A 19,966-nucleotide genomic window follows, 5' to 3' on the forward strand; every position below is an offset into this window, starting at 1 on the left:
CTGTGGCCCTCTGAACGCCGCCTATGGTCAGTCAGCCGACACTCCAGCCGTAGCGCTGCTGCAGCGCTCGCGCGACGACGGCGAAACGATTGAGATCGAGTGCGGATGCCTCGCGGCGCAGGCCCGACGCATGCACGCTGTACAGCTGGTCGATGTCGATCCACGACGGGCGGCCCTGCGAATCCCACGGGCCCGAGCCGATCGGAAGATAGTCGCGGTCGCCGTCGCGCCCTTTGCTCGTGAGGCGCACGGCATAGACCCGATCGGCGTTCTGGCGACCGATGACGAGCACGGGCCGGTCCTTGCCGCGACCGTCGTTCTCGGCGTACGGCACCCAGGTCCAGACGATCTCGCCGGCGTCGGGATCACCGTCCATCGCAGGGGCGTACGTGATGCGCAGCTTCGACGCCGGAGGGGGCACGACCTCGATCGTCGCGGTCGAACCTGCGGGGCCACGCGATTCCGCGCCCCCCGACGCCGAAGACCCCGACGCAGCGACGCGCGACGGGGTCTTCGTCGAGGTGATCGTGCGCAGAAGTCGAGACAGGGTGCCGAGGATGCCGGAGCGCGGAGCCATCCGCCCACCCTACTTCTGCGGGTTCGTCACACCCGTGCTTCGAGCAGGTAGCCCTCCTCGCCGTGCACGACGGTGTCCACACCGGCGAGTTCGTCCTCGTCCTTCACGCGGAAACCGATCGTCTTCTCGATCGCGAAGCCCAGGATGAAGGCCACGACGAGCGAGTACAGCAGCACGCCGATGACGGCGATGACCTGGACGATCAGCTGCTCGAACCCACCGCCGACGAGCAGACCCGTCTCGGTGGCGAAGAAGCCCAGGAACACGGTGCCGATCAGACCGCCGGCAAGGTGGATGCCCACGACGTCGAGCGAGTCGTCGAAGCCGACGCGGAACTTCAGCTCGATAGCGAAGGCGCAGGCGACGCCGGTGATCGCACCGAGCAGCAAGGCCCAACCGGGTGTGAGGTTCGCGCAGGCCGGGGTGATCGCGACGAGTCCTGCCACGGCGCCCGATGCGGCTCCGACCGAGGTGGGCTTGCCGTCTTTGAGCTTCTCGACGACGATCCAGCCGATGACCGACGCGGCTGTCGCACCGAGGGTGTTGATCGCGATGAGTCCGACGCCGCCCATGTCTTCTGAGAGCCATTCGGCACCGGCGTTGAAGCCGAACCAGCCGAACCACAGCAGCGCGGCACCCAGCAGCGTGAGTGGGACGTTGTGGGGCTTGAGGATGCCCTTCTGGAACCCGATGCGCTTGCCGAGCACGAGGGCGAGGGCAAGAGCCGCGGCGCCCGCGTTGATGTGCACGGCGGTGCCACCGGCGTAGTCGATGACGGCGACGCCGCTGTCTGCGCCGAAGAGGGTCGTGCCGAGCTCGTACACCCAGCCGCCGCCCCACACCCACGCCGCGACGGGAAAGTACACGAGCGTCGCGAACAGGCCCGCGAAGATCATCCACGAGCCGAACTTGGCCCGGTCGGCGATCGCGCCCGAGATGAGCGCGACCGTGATGATCGCGAACGTTCCGCTGTACGCGACCCCCAGGAGGCCCACGTTGGCGTCCTCCCCCGACGCGAGTCCGTTCAGCGCGAAATCGCTGAACGGGTTGCCGGCGAAGGCCGTGGGCGAGTCGACGGCACTCATGTTGAACCCGAACAGGATCCACAGGACGCCCACGAGACCGATGGCACCGAAGCTCATCATCATCATGCTGACGACGCTCTTGGCTTTGACGAGTCCTCCATAGAAGAACGCCACTCCCGGCGTCATGAGAAGGACGAAGGCGGTCGCAGTGACGGCCCACGCGATGTTGCCGGGTGCATCCATGGTGTTACCTCGCATCAGTCGGGTGACGAAGAGGCGAGGCGATCGCGACGTCGGGATCGCCTCGCACTGACGTCAGTGTGACCAGTGCGCGTTTCCGGCGACGTGCGTCGCGCGTTTCGCGTCGGTTACAGCGACCGCGCGCGTGTGAACATCACGTTTCGCGTCAGGCGAGCGTCGAGGCGACGAGGCGCGAGATGGCGCGCAGGTACTTCTTGCGGTACCCGCCCGCGAGCATCTCGTCGGGGAAGACGAGGTCGAGGGAGACCCCCGTCGCCCGGATCGGAAGCTGCGCGTCGTAGACGCGGTCGATGAAGGCGACGAAGCGCAGCGCCGAAGACTGATCGGTGAAAGGCGCGACATCGCGCAGCCCGATCGTCGAGACGCCGTCGATGAGGCGGATGTATCGCGACGGATGCACCCGAGCCAGGTGCGAGACGAGCTCTTCGAAGCTGTCGTCCGCGGCGATACCCTGCGTCGCGGCGTCGGCGATCGCCGCCTCGTACTGTGCATCGCTCATCACGGCGGCGTGTCCGTCGAGGGCACGCTGGCGGAAGTCGACGCCGTCGATGCGCAGCGTGTCGAAGCTCGCGGCCATCGCGTGGATCTCGCGCAGGAAGTCCTGCGCCGCGAAGCGGCCCTCACCGAGCGCATTGGGCGGAGTGTTCGACGTCGCCGCGAGGCGCGTGCCCGACGAGACGAGCTCGCCCAACAGCCGCGTCATCACCATCGTGTCGCCCGGATCGTCGAGTTCGAACTCGTCGATGCAGAGCAGATCGGCGCCTCGGAACAGCTCGACGGTGTTCTGGTAGCCGATCGCGCCGACGAGCGCCGTGTACTCGATGAACGAGCCGAAGTACTTCCGGCGGGCCGGAAGGGCGTGATAGACGGATGCCAGCAGGTGGGTTTTTCCGACACCGAAGCCGCCATCGAGGTAGACGCCCGGCTTGAGCGCCGGTGGGCGCTTCGCGCGGCGGAACAAGCCGCCCTTCGCGCCGGGCGCGCCCATGCCCGAGAACGACATCAGGCGGTCCTTGGCCTCTTGCTGCGAGGGATAGGCGGCGTCCGTGCGGTACGTGTCGAACGTCGCGTCGGCGAACTGCGGCGGCGGCACGAGCGCTGCGACCATCTCGGCGCCGCTCAGCTGCGGAGATCGTTCGGTGAGGCGGACGATCCCGGTGGCGGGCGTGGTCATGCGGATCCTCGTGAGGTGTGACGGGCGGATGCACTCCCCCGCCCGGGAATCTATAGGGTCGAAGGGCGGTTCAACCCTACGCCGTCCCTTCCGCGATTCCCGACCCCGAGGAGCTCCGTGGCCGTCGAGTTCGACACGTCATCGCCCAAGTTCGCCGAGTACGCCGCGCCCGGGCGGCTGGTGAGCGGCGACTGGCTCGAGGAGCGACTGGGTCTTCCGGGGCTCGTCGTCGTCGAGTCCGACGAAGACGTGCTGCTCTACGAGACGGGTCACATCCCCGGCGCCGTCAAGATCGACTGGCACACCGAGCTCAATGATCCGGTCGTGCGCGACTACATCGACGGAGCGGGCTTCGCCGATCTGCTCAGCCGCAAGGGCATCTCGCGCGAGGACACGGTCGTCATTTACGGCGACAAGAACAACTGGTGGGCCGCCTACGCGCTGTGGGTGTTCTCGCTCTTCGGTCACGAGGACGTGCGGCTGCTCGACGGCGGGCGCGATCGATGGATCGCCGAAGGGCGCCCGCTGACGACCGAGGCTCCGGCCCGCGCGACCACCGACTACCCCGTCGTCGAACGCGACGACACAGCGCTTCGTGCGTATAAGGACGACGTCCTCGCCCACTTCGGCCACCCGCTGATCGACGTGCGCTCCCCCGAGGAGTACGACGGCACGCGCACGACGGCGCCCGCGTACCCCGAAGAGGGTGCTCTGCGCGCCGGTCACATCCCGTCCGCGCAGAGCGTGCCGTGGGGTCGCGCCGTCGCCGAAGACGGTGGCTTCCGCCCGCGCGCGGAACTCGACGCGATCTACCGCGACGAGGCTGGCCTCACCGACGGTGAGCCCATCGTGGCGTACTGCCGCATCGGCGAGCGCTCGAGCCACACGTGGTTCGTGCTCAAGCATCTGCTCGGCTTCGACGACGTGCGCAACTACGACGGCTCGTGGACCGAATGGGGCAGCGCCGTCCGCGTGCCGATCGTGACCGGCTCCGAGCCGGGTGAGGCTCCCGCCCCGCGATGAGCGATCAGATGCTGCCTGCCACCCTCGCCGAGATCCGCGACGAGTTCCTCGAGCTGCCCGAATCCGACCGCCTGCAGCTGCTGCTGGAGTTCTCGTACGAGCTGCCGCCCGTGCCCGAGAAGTACGAAGGGCATCCCGAGCTCCAGGAGCGCGTTGCGGAGTGCCAGTCACCCGTGTACATCGTCGTCGACGTCGATGACGACGACATCGTCGCGATGCATGCGACCGCGCCGCCCGAAGCTCCCACGACGCGCGGCTTCGCCAGCATCCTGGCGCAGGGCATCACGGGCCTGAGCGCCGACGAGGTGCTCGCGATCCCCGAGGACTACCCGCAGAGCATCGGCCTGACCCGCGCCGTCTCACCGCTGCGCATCGCCGGCATGACGGGCATGCTGCTGCGCGCGAAGCGCCAGGTGCGCGCCAAGCGCGCGGCCGGCTGAGCCGCCGTCAGCCGTCGCTCTCGACCGAGAGGCCCTGCGCTGCGAGCCACGTCCGGATGCGCGTGCTCCACCGCTCCTGGTCGTAGTTCCACAGCTTCGTGTGCCGCGCGACCTCGAAAACCTCGAGCTCGACGAGGTCGGGCCGCGCGACGAGCAGATCGTGCGAGGCATCCGAGGGCACGAAGCCATCGTCGTCGGAATGCAGGATGAGGATCGGATGCCGCAGCTCTGCGGCGCGCGCGATGACATCCAGCCGGTCGAACGGGATCGCCGACCCCCTGCGCGTGGCGGGCGTCGCCCACCCGTGTCGCAGAGCTTGCAGCGCGAGGCCCGCCACGGCGGGCGGAATGCGCTGAAGCTCCGCCTGATAGTTCAGGACGACGCGCCAGTCGATGACCGGCGACTCGAGGATCAGTCCCGCGATGATGTCGCGATGGGCCGAACTGAGCTCTGCCTGCAGCGCGACCGCGCCGCCCATCGACCACCCCATCATGATGACGCGCTTCGCGCCGCGGCCCCGCGCGAAGCCGATCGCGGCGTCGATGTCGCTCCACTCGGTCGCGCCGAGCGTGTAGGTGCCGCTGCGGCTACGGGGCGCTTCGCCGTCGTTGCGGTACGACACCACGAGGCTCGTGATGCCGAGAGCGTGGAAGACGGGGACCGCGCGTAGGCACTCCGACCGGGTCGTGCCGCGACCGTGGATCTGCACGACCCACACGTCGCCGTCTCCGCTGGGGAACAGCCATGCCGGGCAGGGTCCGACCGTCGAGCCGATGAGTTCCGGCGTGAACGGCAGGTGCAGCTCTTCGGGGCGCTCGTAGTACCAGCCGCTGAAAGCCGCGTCGGCGGGCACCGTGGTGTCGGAGCCGACGTGGGTGAGCAGTTTTCGGGTCACGCTCGTGTCATCCTCGGACAGCACCGAGCCGAGCTTCACGTACCCCGACGGGTCGGCCGTGAAGAGTCCGTAGCGACCGGGCAGCACCGTGTCGGCCGTTCGCTCGAGCGTGACGGTCTGAGCAGCCGTGTCGAGGGCCAGGATCCGCGTGTCGGTCACGCGGGCTGCGGGGGTGACGACGAGGCGCGCGACGCGGGCTGCCGCGGCCACCAGCATGGCCATGGCTCCCGCTGCGGCCGTCGACACGAACAGCAGTCCGACGCGGACGCCGGGGAGGTACCGAGGGGATGCGCCGCGGTTAGCGGCGCGCCTGTGAGCGCGCATCGAGGCCTCACTCTAGTCTGTCCGCGTGGCAGACCAGCGTCCTCCCGCGTCCACCTCGTCGTTCGCCCACGCGGCCGACGAGGTGCGCGACACCCGATTCCGGGATGACTTGTCGGTGCGCGAGATTCCCGCGCCGACAGGTCTCGCTCCCGACGCCATCGCCCTCGCCGGCGATGTGCGACCCGAGCCCGGCGCCGAGGATTCGCCCTTCGGCACGGGGCGCTTCATCCTGCTGCACGACCCCGACGAGCCCGCGCCGTGGAACGGCCCGTGGCGGATCGTCTGCTTCGCGCAGGCCCCGCTCGAACGCGACATCGGGGTCGATCCGATGCTCGCCGACGTCGCGTGGGCATGGCTCACCGACGCGCTCGCGTCGCGGCATGCCGGCTTCCACTCGGAATCCGGCACGGCCACCACGACCCTCTCGAAGGGCTTCGGCTCGCTCGCGGCCGAGGGAGAGGGCGCACAGATCGAGCTGCGCGCCTCGTGGTCGCCGGAAGGCCCCCTCGGTCCGCACATCGAGGCATGGGCCGAACTCACCTGCATGCTCGCCGGGCTGCCGCCCGGATCGGAAGGAATCGCGATGCTCGCAAATCGCCGGTCAACACGTGACTGAGTATGTCGTCATCGAGGAGGCCGCCGGTCTGTCCCGCGCCCTCGACACCCTCGCCGCAGGGACAGGCCCGGTCGCCGTCGATGTGGAACGCGCCTCAGGGTTCCGCTACTCGCAACGCGCCTACCTCGTACAGGTGTTCCGCCGTGACGCGGGCGTGTTCCTCTTCGACCCGCCGGCGATCGGCGACCTCACACCCCTGCAGGAGGTCATCGGCGGCGAGGAGTGGATTCTGCACGCCGCGAGTCAGGACCTGCCGTCTCTGCGTGAGGCCGGGCTCGAGCCCGCGCGACTGTTCGACACCGAGCTGGCTGCCCGCCTGCTCGGTCACGAACGGGTGGGGCTCGGCGCTCTCGTCGAGGACACGCTCGGGATCACGCTCGCGAAAGCGCACTCCGCCGCCGACTGGTCGACACGGCCGCTCCCCCAATCCTGGCTCGAGTACGCCGCCCTCGATGTCGAGCACCTCGTGGATGTGCGCGACGTGCTCGTCGACGAGCTCGTCGCACAGAACAAGACCGAGATCGCCGCCGAGGAGTTCCAGGCGACGCTCGAGCGCACGCCGAAGCCGCCGCGCGAAGAACGGTGGCGTCGCCTGAGCGGCCTCCACACCGTGCGCGGGCGCCGCAACCTCGCCGTCGCGCGCGCCCTGTGGACCGCACGTGAGGAGTTCGCCCGCGACGAGGATGTCTCTCCGGGCCGTCTCGTGCCCGATCGAGCGCTCGTGGCCGCTGTCCTCGCCGAGCCCGACAGCAAGCAGGCGCTCGCCCGCGTCAAGGAGTTCACCGGTCGCGCGAGCCGCTCGCAGCTCGATCGCTGGTGGGCTGCGATCGAAGAGGGGCGCACGACGACAGACTTGCCGCTCGAGCGCGCTCGTGGCGGCGACTCGCTGCCGCCGCCGCGCGCGTGGTCCGATCGCAACCCCGAAGCGGATGCACGGCTCAAGGCGGTGCGCCCGATTCTCGAAGCGCGCGCCGAAGAGCTGAACATGCCGATGGAGAATCTGCTGACGCCGGATACGCTGCGCCGGATAGCGTGGTCCCCGCCGCAGGAGTGGGATGCGGCATCCATCGCGACAGCGCTCGAGGCGCTCGGCGCCCGCCGCTGGCAGATTGAGGAAACTGCACAGCGGATCGCGGATGCTTTTGTGGGTTCCGTGCAACCGGGCTCGTCAGGCTCGGACGCGGCTTCGTAGATTCTCCCCACCCGTTTGCCCGCGGGAGCGGGCCGGTTCGTAGGCTGAACTCATCCGACACTCTCTTGGAGGCTTCAGTGGCCGAGATCTCAGACGTCTTCTTCGTCGACGGAATGCGCACCCCCTTCGGGCGCGCCGGCGAGAAGGGCATGTACTGGAACACTCGTTCCGATGACCTCGCCGTAAAGGCGACGATCGGACTCATGGAACGCAACCCGAGCGTTCCCGCGGACCGCGTCGATGACGTCGCCATCGCCGCGACATCGCAGACCGGAGACCAGGGGCTCACGCTCGGCCGGTCGGTCGCGATCCTCGCGGGACTGCCGCAGACCGTCCCCGGATTCGCGATCGATCGCATGTGCGCGGGCGCTATGACGAGTGTCACGACGATGGCGGGCTCGATCGGCGTCGGCATGTATGACATCGCTCTCGCGGGCGGTGTCGAGCACATGGGGCATCACCCGATCGGCACGAACGCCGACCCGAACCCGCGGTTCGTGGCCGAGAAGATGGTCGACCCGGGCGCGCTCAACATGGGCGTCACCGCCGAGCGCATCTTCGACCGGTTCCCGCAGCTGACGAAGGAGCGCTCTGACCGCTTCGGCATGCTCAGCCAGCACAAGGTGCAAGCCGCCTACGACGCCGGCAAGATCCAGCCGGATCTCGTCTCGGTGGCCGTCAAAGACGCAGACGGCGCCTGGGCGCTCGCGACCGAAGACGAAGGCCGTCGCCCGCAGACCACGATGGACGACCTCGCGGCCCTCAAGACGCCGTTCCGCCCCCACGGGCGCGTGACGGCGGGAACGTCGTCGCCGCTCACCGACGGCGCGACGATGTCGCTGCTGGCCGGAGGGCGGGCCGTCAAGGAGCTCGGTCTCTCCCCCAAGATGCGGCTCGTGTCCTTCGCCTTCGCCGGCGTGCAGCCCGAGATCATGGGCATCGGGCCGATTCCCTCGACCGAGAAGGCGCTCAAGAAGGCCGGCCTCACGATCGGCGACATCGGCCTGTTCGAGTTGAACGAGGCGTTCGCCGTCCAGGTCATCTCACTGCTCGACCACTTCGGCATCGCCGACGACGATCCCCGCGTCAACCCGTGGGGCGGCGCGATCGCGTTCGGCCACCCGCTTGCCGCATCCGGTGTGCGCCTCATGATCCAGCTCGCGGCGCAGTTCGCCGAGCGTCCTGACGTGCGCTACGGCCTCACCGCGATGTGCGTCGGCCTCGGACAGGGCGGTTCGGTCATCTGGGAGAACCCCCACTACGACGGCAAGAAGCGAAAGTAAGGGTACGGACGAATGACGAACTACGACGACATCGACTTCTCTCCCATCCAGGCCCTCGCCGGCGACGAAGTGATCACACACTCCCGCGTGCGGGACGTGCTCCTGCCCTCGGGCAAGACGCTCGCGCTCATCACGCTCGACAACGGGCGCGACCACACACGGCCGAACACCCTGGGCCCGGCGACGCTGACCGAACTCGGTGAGACGCTGGCCTCGCTGAAGGCGCGGGCGACCGCGGGCGAGATCCAGGCCGTGGGCATCACGGGCAAGCAGTACATCCTCGCCGCCGGCGCCGACCTGTCCGACATCTCGAAGCTCGGATCGAAAGAGAACGCGAAGCTCATCGCGCAGCTCGGGCACAAGGTGTTCGGCTCCCTCTCCGAGCTCGGCGTCCCCTCGTTCGCGTTCGTCAATGGGCTCGCCCTCGGCGGCGGCCTCGAGATCGCCCTGAACTCGACATACCGCACGGTGGATTCCTCGGCGGCGGCGATCGCGCTGCCCGAGGTCTTCCTCGGCATCATCCCGGGGTGGGGCGGCGCGTACCTGCTGCCCAATCTCATCGGCATCGAGAACGCCCTCGAGGTCGTCATCTCGAACCCGCTCAAGCAGAACCGCATGCTCAAGCCGAAGCAGGCCTTCGACCTGGGCATCATGGACGCGATCTTCCCCGCGGGCAACTACCTCGAGGACTCGCTGCGGTGGGCCGACGGCGTGCTCTCGGGCACCATCAAGGTCGACCGCAAGAACGAGCCGGGCAAGATCGAGCGACTGACGAAGTGGCCGATCGCGATCAAGATGGCGCGCGGCATGCTCGAGTCCAAGATCGGCACCGTCCCCCGCTCCCCCTACGTCGCGCTGGACCTGCTCGACAAGGCCAGGAGCGGCACGAAGGCCGAGGGATTCGCGCGTGAGGACGACGCACTGGCAGAGCTCGTGACGGGCGATCAGTTCGCGGCATCCATGTACGCCTTCGACCTCGTGCAGAAGCGCGCCAAGCGCCCCGTCGGCGCTCCGGACAAGGCGCTCGCCAAACCCGTGACCAAGGTCGGCATCGTCGGCGCCGGGCTCATGGCATCGCAGTTCGCGCTGCTGTTCGTGCGCAAGCTGCAGGTGCCGGTGCTCATCACCGACCTCGACCAGGCGCGCGTCGACAAGGGAATCGCGTACATCCACGACGAGATTGCGAAGCTCGAGACCAAGGGTCGTCTCGACGGCGACGCCGCCAACCGGCTGCGCGCCCTCGTCACGGGCACCGTCGACAAGAGCCAGTACGCCGACTGCGACTTCGTCATCGAGGCCGTCTTCGAAGAGGTCGGCGTCAAGCAGGCCGTCTTCGGCGAGCTCGAGGGCATCGTCGCCGAAGACGCCATCCTCGCAACGAACACGTCGTCGCTGTCGGTCCAAGAGATCGGCGCCAAGCTCACGCACCCCGAGCGTCTCGTCGGCTTCCACTTCTTCAACCCGGTCGCCGTCATGCCGCTCATCGAGATCGTCAAGACGCCTCAGACCTCGGATGCCGCTCTCTCGACCGCGTTCGTCGTGGCACGTGGGCTCGGCAAGAACGCCGTGCTCACCGCCGACGCGCCCGGGTTCGTCGTCAACCGGCTCTTGGCGAAGGTCATGGGCGAAGCCGCGCGGGCCGTCTACGAAGGCACGCCCGTCGCCGACGTCGAGAAGGCCTTCGGCCCGCTCGGACTGCCGATGGGCCCCTTCCAGCTGATCGATCTCGTGGGATGGAAGGTCGCCGCGCACGTGCAGGACACGATGGTGCGTGCGTTCCCCGACCGGTTCTACGCGAACGAGAACTTCCACGCACTGGCAGAGCTCCCCGCCGTCGTCGAAAAAGACAAGGGCGGTCGCGTCACAGGGTTCACCAAGGCCGCAGAGAAGACGATCAAGGGCCACGTCGGGTCGTCGCCCGCGTCGGCCCTCACGATCCTGCGCCGTGTGCAGGACGGCCTCGCACAGGAGATGAAGATCATGCTCGACGAGGGTGTGGTGCCCGAGGTCGAGGACATCGACCTGTGCCTCATCCTCGGGGCCGGCTGGCCGTTCATCGACGGCGGCGCGTCGCCGTACCTCGATCGCGAGGGGGCGTCGGAGCGCGTCTTCGGTGACACGTTCCACCACCCGCCCATCCGCGGCGTGAGCGCCTGACAGCACGTCAACGGCGGCCCCGGGCTTCGGCTCGGGGCCGCTGCCGTATGCGCATCAGGCGCGGTGCGAACGCTGCCAGTCGGTGAGCGTCGGGATCTCGGACGTCGCCGGACGAGCGACGGGGATACGGGTGCCGAGCACCTGAGCCACGATGTCGTGGGCGATCTTGGCGGGCGTCAGCCCGGCATCCTCGAAGATCTGCTCGCGTGAGGCGTGGTCGATGAACTCTGCGGGAAGCCCCAGCTCATCGACCGCCGTATCGACGCCCGCTTCGCGCAGCACCTGGCGCACGCGCGTGCCGATCCCGCCGACGCGGATGCCGTCTTCGATCGTGATGACGAGGCGGTGGGATGCCGCCAGCTCGATGATCGACGGCTGCACCGGCACGACCCACCGCGGGTCGACGACGGTCGCGCCGATCCCCTGCGCGCGAAGGCGCTCGGCGACATCGACAGCGAGGTGAGCCATGGGGCCGATGCCGACGATGAGCACGTCCTGTGCGCCGTCGCGGGCGAGAACGTCGACACCGTCGGGCAGTCGCTCGAGGGCGGGCAGTTCGGGGCTCACCGAGCCCTTGGGGTAGCGGATGACGGTGGGGGCGTCGTCGACGGCGACGGCTTCGCGCAACTCTTCGCGCAGGCGGGCTTCGTCGCGCGGAGCGGCGATGCGGACGTTCGGCACGATCTGCAGCATCGCCAGATCCCAGATGCCGTGGTGGCTCGGCCCGTCGGGGCCCGTCACGCCGGCCCGGTCGAGCACGAACGTCACCCCCGCCTTGTGCAGTGCGACATCCATCAGCACCTGGTCGAAGGCGCGGTTCACGAACGTCGCGTAGATCGCGACGACCGGGTGCAGCCCGCCATAGGCGAGACCTGCCGCCGAGGCGACGGCATGCTGCTCGGCGATGCCGACGTCGTACACGCGGTCGGGAAAGCGCTGCGCGAAGGGCAGCAGGCCGGTCGGGCGCAGCATCGCCGCCGTGATCCCGATCAGTTCGTCGTGCTCTTCGCCGAGCGCAACGAGCTCGTCGGCGAACACGTCGGTCCAGCCGAGACTCGACGCGGACCCGACCGGTCGCCCCGAGACGGGGTCGATGCGGCCCACGGCGTGGAACTGGTCGGCTTCGTCGTCGCGCGCGGGCTGGTACCCGCGACCCTTCTCGGTGATCGCGTGCACGATGACGGGTGCGCCGTAGGACTTCGCCAGCTCGAGGGTCTCGATGAGCGTCTCGAGGTCGTGCCCGTCGACAGGACCGAGGTACTTGATGTCGAGGTTCGAGTACAGCTCGGTGTTGTTCGTGAAGCGCGAGAGGAACCCGTGAGTTCCGCCGCGCACACCGCGGTAGAGCGCGCGCGCGGCGGGTCCGAGCTTGCGGAAGAGCGTCGCCGAGCCCTCGTGCAGCTGCCGATAGGTCTCGGCGGTGCGCACGCGGTTGAGGTACCGCGCCATTCCGCCGATCGTCGGCGCGTAGGAGCGGCCGTTGTCGTTGACGATGATGACGAGATTGCGGTCGTTGTCATCCGAGATGTTGTTGAGGGCTTCCCACGTCATGCCGCCGGTGAGGGCGCCGTCGCCGACGACGGCGACGACATGCCGGTCGTCATGCCCCGTGCGTGTGAGCGCGCGCGAGAGGCCGTCGGCCCAGCTCAGCGAACTGGAAGCGTGCGAGGACTCCACGACGTCATGAGAGCTCTCGGACCGCTGCGGGTAGCCCGCGAGTCCGCCACGCGTGCGCAGCTGAGAGAAGTCCTGGCGGCCCGTGAGCAGCTTGTGCACGTAGGACTGATGCCCCGTGTCGAAGATGACGGGATCGTTCGGGGAATCGAAGACGCGGTGCAGCGCGATCGTGAGCTCGACGACACCGAGGTTGGGACCGAGGTGCCCGCCCGTTCGGGCGACGTTCTCAATCAGGAATGCGCGGACTTCGCCGGCGAGCTCTTCCAACTGCTCCGTCGAAAGGGCGTCGAGATCGCGTGGCCCGCGGATCGACTGAAGAAGACCCATGCCGTGTATGCCCTTCGTGAGCGGATGCCGCCGCTCGCGGCATCCCTAGATTCTACGTGTCCCTCATGCGGAACAGCAGAAGGTCCCGGAGCCTTCCCGCCCGGGACCTTCTGTTGTTCCGAATCAGACGAGCGAACGAAGCACGTACTGCAGGATGCCGCCGTTGCGGTAGTAGTCCGCCTCACCCGGCGTGTCGATGCGCACGACGGCGTCGAACTCGACGGTCTGCTTGCCCTCGGGTGAGAACTCGCTCGGCGTGGCCGTGACCTTGACCGTCTTGGGCGTGATGCCCTCGTTCAGCTGCTCGAGGCCCGTGATCGAGACGATCTCGGTGCCGTCAAGGCCCAGCGACTCCCAGCTCTGGCCGGCGGGGAACTGCAGCGGGACGACGCCCATGCCGATGAGGTTCGAGCGGTGGATGCGCTCGAAGCTCTCGGTGATGACGGCCTTGACGCCGAGCAGGCTCGTTCCCTTGGCCGCCCAGTCACGCGACGAGCCGGAGCCGTACTCCTTGCCGCCGAAGACGACGAGCGGAGTGCCCTGCTCCTGGTAGTTCATGCACGCGTCGTAGATGAACGACTGCGGGCCGCCCTCCTGCGTGAAGTCGCGCGTGTAGCCGCCCTCGACGACAGCGCCGTCGTTGACCGCACTCACGAGCAGGTTCTTCAGGCGGATGTTGGCGAACGTGCCGCGGATCATGACCTCGTGGTTGCCGCGACGCGAGCCGAAGGAGTTGAAGTCCTTCTGGCGGACACCGTGTTCTTCGAGGTACTTCGCGGCCGGCGTGCCGATCTTGATGTTGCCCGCGGGGCTGATGTGGTCGGTCGTGACGGAGTCGCCGAGCGTCGCCATGACGCGGGCGCCCGTGATGTCCTTGACGGGCGTGAGCTCCATCGTCATGCCGTCGAAGTACGGCGCCTTGCGCACGTACGTCGAGTTCTCATCCCACTGGAAGACCGAGTCATCCGGAGTCGGCAGGCTCTTCCAGCGCTCATCGCCTTCGAACACCGTGGCGTACTGCTTGATGAACTGCTCGCGCGAGATCGACGAGTTGATCGTGGCCTGCACCTCTTCGGGCGAGGGCCAGATGTCCTTCAGGAACACGTCGTTGCCGTCGTGGTCCTGCCCGAGCGGGTCGGTCTCGAAGTCGAAGTGCATCGAACCGGCGAGGGCGTAGGCGACGACGAGCGGCGGCGACGCGAGGTAGTTCATCTTCACGTCGGGGCTGATCCGGCCCTCGAAGTTGCGGTTACCCGACAGCACGGCCGTCACGGCGAGGTCGTGCTCGTTGACGGCGTGCGAGACCTCGTCGATGAGCGGGCCCGAGTTGCCGATGCAGATCGTGCAGCCGTAGCCGACCGTGAAGAAGCCGAGACCCTCGAGCGCCTTGTCGAGACCGGACTTCTCGTAGTAGTCGGTGACGACCTTCGAGCCGGGGCCGAGCGTCGTCTTGACCCACGGCTTCTGCTTGAGACCCTTCTGCAGCGCGTTGCGCGCCAGAAGACCGGCCGCGAGCATGACGGACGGGTTCGACGTGTTGGTGCACGACGTGATCGCGGCGAGGGTGACCGCGCCGTGGTCGAGCGTGTAGTTCAGCCCGTCAGGCGTCGTGACCTTGACGGGCTTGGATGCCGCGGCGGGCCCGCCGCTCGAGATGTGCACGTCGCGCGTGTCGACCTCTTCTTCGCCGGGCACAGCACCCGGGTCGGACGCGGGGAATGAGTGCTTCGACTCGAGGTCGACGATGTCGTCCGATACGTGCGGTACGGCGTAGTTGACGATGTCCTTCTCGAACTGCGTCTTGGCTTCGGAGAGCAGGATGCGGTCCTGCGGGCGCTTCGGTCCGGCGATCGAGGGCACGACCGTCGACAGGTCGAGCTCGATGTACTCGCTGAAGACCGGCTCGACCGAGGGGTCGTGCCAGAGGCCCTGCAGCTTCGAGTACGCCTCGACGAGCGCGACGGACTCTTCGCTGCGGCCGGTGAGGCGCAAGTAGTCCAGCGTCACGTCGTCGATGGGGAACATCGCCGCGGTCGAACCGAACTCGGGGCTCATGTTGCCGATCGTGGCGCGGTTCGCCAGCGGGACGGACGCCACACCGGCGCCGTAGAACTCCACGAACTTGCCGACGACGCCGTGCTGGCGCAGCATCTCGGTGATCGTGAGCACGACATCGGTCGCGGTGACGCCGGCGGGGATGTCGCCGGTCAGCTTGAAGCCGACGACGCGCGGGATGAGCATCGACACCGGCTGTCCGAGCATCGCGGCCTCGGCCTCGATGCCGCCGACGCCCCAGCCGAGCACGCCGAGGCCGTTGACCATCGTGGTATGCGAGTCCGTGCCGACGCACGTGTCCGGGTAGGCGCGCAGCACGCCGCCGACCTCACGGTCGTAGATGACCTTGGCAAGGTGTTCGATGTTGACCTGGTGCACGATGCCGGTGCCCGGGGGGACGACCTTGAAGTCGTCGAACGCCGTCTGGCCCCAGCGCAGGAACTGGTAACGCTCCCCGTTGCGCTCGTACTCGATCTCGACGTTGCGCTCGAGGGCGTTCTCCGAGCCGAACAGGTCGGCGATGACGGAGTGGTCGATGACGAGCTCGGCCGGCGAGAGCGGGTTGATCTTGTCGGCGTCGCCGCCCAGACCCGCCACGGCTTCGCGCATCGTGGCGAGGTCGACGATGCAGGGCACTCCGGTGAAGTCCTGCATGACGACGCGTGCCGGCGTGAACTGGATCTCGGTGTCGGGCTCGGCGTTCGGGTTCCAGGAGCCGAGCGCCTCGATCTGAGCCTTGGTCACGTTCGCACCGTCTTCGGTGCGCAGGAGGTTCTCGAGCAGCACCTTGAGGCTGAACGGGAGCTTCTCGTAACCGGGGACGGTGTCGAGGCGGAAGATCTCGTAGTCGGTGCTGCCGACTGTCAGGGTGCTTTTCGCACCGAAGCTGTCAACCGTGGACACGTGGGTCTCCTTCGTCGGCGGCGGAGCGCGGCACAGAGCGCGCTGCTCCCATCTTTCCCCCGCGTCAGCCCTGTGGCTAGTGAGGTTCACCTAACGCGGAGAGGAAGAATTTATCTCGATGTCGAGATAAATGTATCACTCGGCGGGATCATCCGGGGTTGACGCGCCGCGGGGGTAGACGGCCCGCACGACGAGCCAGGTGACGGCCACGAGGGGTGCGAACAGCGGAATGCCCATGACGAGTTTCAGGGTTCCCAGCGCCGTGACGTTGTCGGCCAGGTAGAGCGGAACCTGCACGATGAGGCGCGCGGCGAACAGGCCCGCCCACGCGATCGTGAGCCAGAAGAACACGCGCCGCTTGCGTTTGTCGCTTCGCCAGGCGGTGCCCTCCCCCATCAGGAAACCGACAGCGAGACCGATGAGCGACCAGCCGATGAGGGCCGAGGCGAGCAGTGCCGAGCCGTACACGATGTTCGTGATGAACCCGGGGATGAAGTTGTTGCTGGCCTCGCCCGTGAACGCAGCGAACGCGGCGGCCACGCCCGCGGCGACGAGACCTCCCACGGCGGCTGTCACGGGTTGGCGCGCGATGAGGCGAGCGATCGTGAAGACCGCGGCGATCCCGACCGACAGGCCGAGCGACAGCCACAGGTCGCCCTCGCCCGTGGCGGGGTCGATCGTGATCGTGTAGACGGCGACGAAGACGAGTCCGGGAAGGACGGATTCGAGGACCCCTCGCCAGCCGCCGATGGCTCCCCACACGACGTGGCCCGTGGTCTTGGACTCGGAAGGGTCGAGCCCTGCCCGGCGCGCAGCGCTACCCAGCGCCGCTCCGAAAATCTCGGACGCCGAGGGTGAGGCGTCCTCCGCCGGAGCGTCGCGCTCGGGCGGCGTCAGGTCGGGGCGGTCGCTCACGTGGTGCCCGGGGTTGCCGGCATCCGCAGCGGGATCAGGTCACGGGGCGGCATGGGCGTGCCGCCGCGCACCACGACGATGGAGCGGAAGAGGTCTTCGACCTTGCCGGCGGCCTCGACGTCGGAGGTCGCGGCACCGCCGATGACGCCGCGCAGGAACCAGCGCGGCCCGTCGACGCCGACAAAGCGCGCGAGGCGCTTGCCCTGCTGACCCTCGGCCGTCGCGACAGGGACCTCGGCGAGCAGTTCGGGGCCGAGCGGGCCCTCGCGCTCCTCGACGCGCCCACCCTGCTGGCGCACCTGCTCCCGGATCTGCTCACGCGTCTCCTCCCACAGTCCCGCCGACCGCGGAGCGGCGAACGGCTGCACCTGCAGGGTGGAATCGGCGTAGTCGAGCCCGACCGCGACGATGCGCTTGGTCTGCTCTTCGACCTCGAGGCGCAGATTGAGGCCTTCGCGGGGCAGGATCTTGATGCCGCCGAGATCGATGTACGGGCGGACCGGGTTCGCCTCGGACTCGTCGAACGGGCCGGAGGTGGCTCGATCCTGGGGGGCGACTTTGCCCGTGTTCGAGGGGGTGGCGTCAGTCATGATGTGACTCCGTTCTGGTAGCCGGTCGATCCGAACCCGCCATCGCCGCGCGGGCTGTCAGGCAGGACATCGACCGGGAGGAACCGTGCCCGCGGAACCGGCATCAGGATCAGTTGAGCGATGCGATCCCCGACGGCGATGTCGTAGGCATTGTCGGTGTCGGTGTTCAGCAGCGCAACCTTGATCTCGCCGCGGTATCCCGCATCGACCGTACCGGGTGCGTTGACGACCGTGATGCCGTGCTTGGCCGCGAGCCCCGACCGCGGCACGACGAATGCCGCATAGCCGTCCGGCAGTGCGATGCGCACGCCCGTGCCGACGAGGGCCCGCTGTCCGGGCTCGAGCCGCACGCTCTCGCTCGAGACGAGATCTGCGCCGGCGTCCCCCGGGTGCGCGTACACCGGGAGTTCGGGCGCGATAATGGGGACGTCCACGGTTTCGGTCACTCATCGAGGGTAATGCAGATGGCATCCACGAAAGGCGGAGCGATCACCGAGGTCGTCTACCGCGAAAGACTCAGTCCCTCCTTGTGGGTTCTCGTCGCCGCGGCGCTGTGCGGGCCCATGGCCGCGCTCATCTTCACGCCGATCGACACGACGCTCGCGCTGGCGATCGGCATCGCCGTCGCGGTGGTGCTGGTGGGATCCCTGGTGCTGGCGTCGCCCGTCGTCGAGGTCCGAGACGGGATGCTGCGCGCCGGCCGGGCGCGGATCGAGGTCCGCTTCACAGGGGAACCGATCGCGCACACCGGCGAAGTGGCACGGCACGCCCGCGGTTCGGGGCTGGACCCGCGCGCTTGGCACGTCATCCGAGGCGGCATCGACGGTGTCGTCATCGTGCCGATCCTCGACGTCGACGACCCCACGCCGAACTGGGTCATCTCTACCCGCACTCCCGACCGCCTGCAGGCGGCGCTTCGCCGTGAAATCGCGAAGGCGAGCGCTTCGTAGCGCTCGCCTTCGCGATATCAGGGGGTGCTGCTCAGGCTGCGCACTCCAGGCAGATGAGCCCGTCGGACGACTCGTGGTCGACCTGTGAGCGGTGCTTCACGAGGAAGCAGCTCATGCACGTGAACTCGTCTTCCTGCGGCGGCAGCACGACGACGTCGAGCTCGAGGTCGGACAGGTCCGCGCCGGGCAGTTCGAAACCCGTGGGGTTGTCGGCATCGTCGACGTCGACCGAGCCCGAGAGCTTGTCGGGAACGCGCTCCTTGAGAGCCTCGATCGATTCGCTGTCGTCCTCAGTCTTGCGGGGGGCGTCGTAATCGGTGGCCATGCGTGAACTTCTCGACTTCCGGGTATGTGGGGGCGCCTCGACCTCATCGGGCGGCGATAGTTTGCATGACGTGTGGCCATTTCGCAAATGCCATATGTCCTGCGCTCATGCGTCACCGTGAAACTCACGGCGCGCGCGCGATATTCCCGGCCAATCCGATGTCGCGTGACACGATGGGCGGCAGAGATCTCGATCGGAGGGCGTTTCGCATGGAACAGCTCAAAGTCATCGCAACCGAAGACGACACGCTGGTGCTGGCGACCCACTCGGGCGAACGGTTCGCGCTGCCTCTGGACGAGGCGCTGCGAGCCGAACTGCGCAAGACACGGCGTGATCGCGAGCCGGATCAGCGTGCTGACCGCCCGAGTCCGCGTGACATCCAGGCTCAGATCCGGGCAGGACTGTCTGCGCAAGAGGTCGCGACGCTCCTCGGCGCGCGCGTCGAAGACGTCCAGCGCTTCGAAGGACCCGTTCTCGCCGAGCGCGAGCACGTCGTCGGCCAGGCTCTGGCTGTGCCGGTGCTGCTCGGCAGCGACTTCGACGGCGACACGAACCCCACGTTCGGGGCTGCCGTTCGCGCCAAGCTCGCCGCCATCGGCGCGACTGCCGAGCGCTGGACGAGCTGGAAAGAGCAGACCGGCTGGATCGTCAAACTCGAGTTCACGGCGAGCGAGGTCGACCACGACGCGCGGTGGGGATTCGACCCTCGCCGCAGCACGCTGTCTCCCCTGAACTCCGATGCCATCCAGCTGTCCCGCCAGGGGTCGCTGCCCGAGGGCCTCATCCCCCGGCTGCGGGCGCTCGACTCCGTCGCGCCGAAGGACGAGTCGCGCTTCGACAGCGGCGCCTTCGGTCCGCGTCGCCTGCCCGACGCCGACATCGAGACCCCCGACCTGCCTGCGCCGGCGACCCCGGCGGTGCAGCAGGCCGCGATCAAGCGTGCGACCGAGACGACGGTCACATCCGCTGAGACGGCCGATCTGCTCGAGGCGCTGCGTCGCCGCCGCGGGCAGCGCGAGCCGCTTCCCGAAGCGCCGTCCGAGTCCGAGGTCGACGAGCCGCGTGGGCAGGCCCCCGTCGCGCTGTTCGATGCTCTCGAGCCCGGCTACGACGAGACGCCCGATGACGAACCCCGCTCCGAGGACCGCTCCGAATCGGCACAGGCCGTCGCGGGCGAGGCCGGCAGCCGTCGCAAGCGGCGCACGTCGATGCCCTCGTGGGACGAGATCGTCTTCGGAGCCCGCGGCGACGACTGAG

Annotated in this window: 18 protein-coding genes; 8 read left to right on the top strand and 10 right to left on the bottom strand. The window is 68.3% G+C overall.

The window, feature by feature from the left end:
* Positions 1-31: 31 nt before the first annotated feature.
* From AC25Y0_RS04315 to zapE, 3 genes are all read right to left on the bottom strand, one after another.
* Positions 32-577 carry a type II toxin-antitoxin system PemK/MazF family toxin gene (locus AC25Y0_RS04315; protein WP_488123150.1) on the bottom strand — a complete coding sequence of 182 codons (546 nt, stop codon included), beginning with the start codon at positions 575-577 and terminating at the stop codon, positions 32-34.
* Between the two features lie 26 nt (positions 578-603).
* Entirely contained in the window at positions 604-1,845 is a 1,242-nt protein-coding gene (locus AC25Y0_RS04320; RefSeq protein WP_488134344.1) for an ammonium transporter, read from the bottom strand.
* A 163-nt stretch (positions 1,846-2,008) separates the two neighbouring features.
* Positions 2,009-3,037, bottom strand: a complete 1,029-nt coding sequence (gene zapE / locus AC25Y0_RS04325) for a cell division protein ZapE (protein ID WP_488134240.1) — start codon at positions 3,035-3,037, stop codon at positions 2,009-2,011.
* Between the two features lie 117 nt (positions 3,038-3,154).
* Here zapE and AC25Y0_RS04330 point away from each other — a divergent pair, with 117 nt between their 5' ends.
* Together AC25Y0_RS04330 and AC25Y0_RS04335 are read left to right on the top strand one after the other, a co-directional pair.
* Complete coding sequence (locus tag AC25Y0_RS04330) at positions 3,155-4,060, top strand: sulfurtransferase (protein ID WP_488123152.1); 906 nt, start codon at positions 3,155-3,157, stop codon at positions 4,058-4,060.
* Positions 4,057-4,500, top strand: a complete 444-nt coding sequence (locus tag AC25Y0_RS04335; RefSeq protein ID WP_488134241.1) for a SufE family protein — start codon at positions 4,057-4,059, stop codon at positions 4,498-4,500. Before AC25Y0_RS04330 ends, AC25Y0_RS04335 begins: the two co-directional genes overlap by 4 nt.
* 7 nt (positions 4,501-4,507) lie before the next feature.
* On the opposite strand, the gene AC25Y0_RS04340 is transcribed toward AC25Y0_RS04335, so the two are convergent.
* Positions 4,508-5,719, bottom strand: coding sequence for an alpha/beta hydrolase family protein (locus tag AC25Y0_RS04340; RefSeq protein ID WP_488134242.1), 1,212 nt, complete (start codon positions 5,717-5,719; stop codon positions 4,508-4,510).
* A gap of 25 nt (positions 5,720-5,744) precedes the next feature.
* On the opposite strand from AC25Y0_RS04340, the gene AC25Y0_RS04345 reads away from it, so the two are divergent.
* From AC25Y0_RS04345 to AC25Y0_RS04360, 4 genes are all read left to right on the top strand, one after another.
* Complete coding sequence (locus AC25Y0_RS04345) at positions 5,745-6,335, top strand: DUF3000 domain-containing protein (RefSeq protein ID WP_488123155.1); 591 nt, start codon at positions 5,745-5,747, stop codon at positions 6,333-6,335.
* Entirely contained in the window at positions 6,328-7,527 is a 1,200-nt protein-coding gene (locus tag AC25Y0_RS04350; protein ID WP_488134243.1) for a ribonuclease D, read from the top strand. The genes AC25Y0_RS04345 and AC25Y0_RS04350 overlap by 8 nt, the downstream gene beginning before the upstream one ends.
* Before the next feature lie 77 nt (positions 7,528-7,604).
* Positions 7,605-8,810 (top strand): thiolase family protein, encoded by a 1,206-nt coding sequence (locus AC25Y0_RS04355; RefSeq protein ID WP_488123157.1) that lies wholly within the window; start codon positions 7,605-7,607, stop codon positions 8,808-8,810.
* Between the two features lie 12 nt (positions 8,811-8,822).
* Positions 8,823-10,967, top strand: coding sequence for a 3-hydroxyacyl-CoA dehydrogenase NAD-binding domain-containing protein (locus AC25Y0_RS04360; protein ID WP_488134244.1), 2,145 nt, complete (start codon positions 8,823-8,825; stop codon positions 10,965-10,967).
* A 54-nt stretch (positions 10,968-11,021) separates the two neighbouring features.
* On the opposite strand, the gene dxs is transcribed toward AC25Y0_RS04360, so the two are convergent.
* The 5 genes from dxs to dut all read right to left on the bottom strand — a co-directional run bounded on the left by dxs (position 11,022) and on the right by dut (position 17,880).
* Positions 11,022-12,971, bottom strand: coding sequence for a 1-deoxy-D-xylulose-5-phosphate synthase (dxs, locus tag AC25Y0_RS04365; RefSeq protein ID WP_488123159.1), 1,950 nt, complete (start codon positions 12,969-12,971; stop codon positions 11,022-11,024).
* 123 nt (positions 12,972-13,094) lie between these two features.
* Positions 13,095-15,929 carry an aconitate hydratase AcnA gene (gene acnA / locus AC25Y0_RS04370; protein WP_488123160.1) on the bottom strand — a complete coding sequence of 945 codons (2,835 nt, stop codon included), beginning with the start codon at positions 15,927-15,929 and terminating at the stop codon, positions 13,095-13,097.
* Between the two features lie 135 nt (positions 15,930-16,064).
* Positions 16,065-16,844 (bottom strand): DUF3159 domain-containing protein, encoded by a 780-nt coding sequence (locus tag AC25Y0_RS04375; protein WP_488123161.1) that lies wholly within the window; start codon positions 16,842-16,844, stop codon positions 16,065-16,067.
* Positions 16,841-17,434, bottom strand: coding sequence for a DUF3710 domain-containing protein (locus tag AC25Y0_RS04380; RefSeq protein ID WP_488123162.1), 594 nt, complete (start codon positions 17,432-17,434; stop codon positions 16,841-16,843). The genes AC25Y0_RS04375 and AC25Y0_RS04380 overlap by 4 nt, the downstream gene beginning before the upstream one ends.
* The gene (gene dut / locus AC25Y0_RS04385; RefSeq protein ID WP_488123163.1) at positions 17,431-17,880 is read right to left on the bottom strand and encodes a dUTP diphosphatase; all 450 of its coding nucleotides are present in this window, start codon (positions 17,878-17,880) and stop codon (positions 17,431-17,433) included. Before dut ends, AC25Y0_RS04380 begins: the two co-directional genes overlap by 4 nt.
* An 18-nt stretch (positions 17,881-17,898) precedes the next feature.
* Between dut and AC25Y0_RS04390 the strand changes: the two genes are divergently transcribed.
* On the top strand, positions 17,899-18,384 hold the full coding sequence (locus tag AC25Y0_RS04390; RefSeq protein WP_488123164.1) for a DUF3093 domain-containing protein: 486 nt from the start codon (positions 17,899-17,901) through the stop codon (positions 18,382-18,384).
* Positions 18,385-18,415: 31 nt separating this feature from the next.
* Here AC25Y0_RS04390 and AC25Y0_RS04395 read toward each other — a convergent pair whose 3' ends face one another.
* Positions 18,416-18,709 carry a DUF4193 domain-containing protein gene (locus AC25Y0_RS04395; protein ID WP_488123165.1) on the bottom strand — a complete coding sequence of 98 codons (294 nt, stop codon included), beginning with the start codon at positions 18,707-18,709 and terminating at the stop codon, positions 18,416-18,418.
* 209 nt (positions 18,710-18,918) lie between these two features.
* Between AC25Y0_RS04395 and sepH the strand changes: the two genes are divergently transcribed.
* Positions 18,919-19,965 carry a septation protein SepH gene (sepH, locus tag AC25Y0_RS04400; protein WP_488123166.1) on the top strand — a complete coding sequence of 349 codons (1,047 nt, stop codon included), beginning with the start codon at positions 18,919-18,921 and terminating at the stop codon, positions 19,963-19,965.
* Position 19,966 lies beyond the last annotated feature (1 nt).

Source organism: Microbacterium sp. Y547, from assembly GCF_057669785.1.

Excerpts from the sequence above, each read along its gene's own strand:
- AC25Y0_RS04315 (WP_488123150.1), bottom strand. The coding sequence starts at position 577 with ATGGCTCCGCGCTCCGGCATCCTCGGCACCCTGTCTCGACTTCTGCGC.
- AC25Y0_RS04320 (WP_488134344.1), bottom strand. The coding sequence starts at position 1,845 with ATGGATGCACCCGGCAACATCGCGTGGGCCGTCACTGCGACCGCCTTC.
- zapE (WP_488134240.1), bottom strand. The coding sequence starts at position 3,037 with ATGACCACGCCCGCCACCGGGATCGTCCGCCTCACCGAACGATCTCCG.
- AC25Y0_RS04335 (WP_488134241.1), top strand. The coding sequence starts at position 4,057 with ATGAGCGATCAGATGCTGCCTGCCACCCTCGCCGAGATCCGCGACGAG.
- AC25Y0_RS04340 (WP_488134242.1), bottom strand. The coding sequence starts at position 5,719 with ATGCGCGCTCACAGGCGCGCCGCTAACCGCGGCGCATCCCCTCGGTAC.
- AC25Y0_RS04360 (WP_488134244.1), top strand. The coding sequence starts at position 8,823 with ATGACGAACTACGACGACATCGACTTCTCTCCCATCCAGGCCCTCGCC.
- dxs (WP_488123159.1), bottom strand. The coding sequence starts at position 12,971 with ATGGGTCTTCTTCAGTCGATCCGCGGGCCACGCGATCTCGACGCCCTT.
- AC25Y0_RS04380 (WP_488123162.1), bottom strand. The coding sequence starts at position 17,434 with ATGACTGACGCCACCCCCTCGAACACGGGCAAAGTCGCCCCCCAGGAT.
- AC25Y0_RS04390 (WP_488123164.1), top strand. The coding sequence starts at position 17,899 with ATGGCATCCACGAAAGGCGGAGCGATCACCGAGGTCGTCTACCGCGAA.
- AC25Y0_RS04395 (WP_488123165.1), bottom strand. The coding sequence starts at position 18,709 with ATGGCCACCGATTACGACGCCCCCCGCAAGACTGAGGACGACAGCGAA.
- sepH (WP_488123166.1), top strand. The coding sequence starts at position 18,919 with ATGGAACAGCTCAAAGTCATCGCAACCGAAGACGACACGCTGGTGCTG.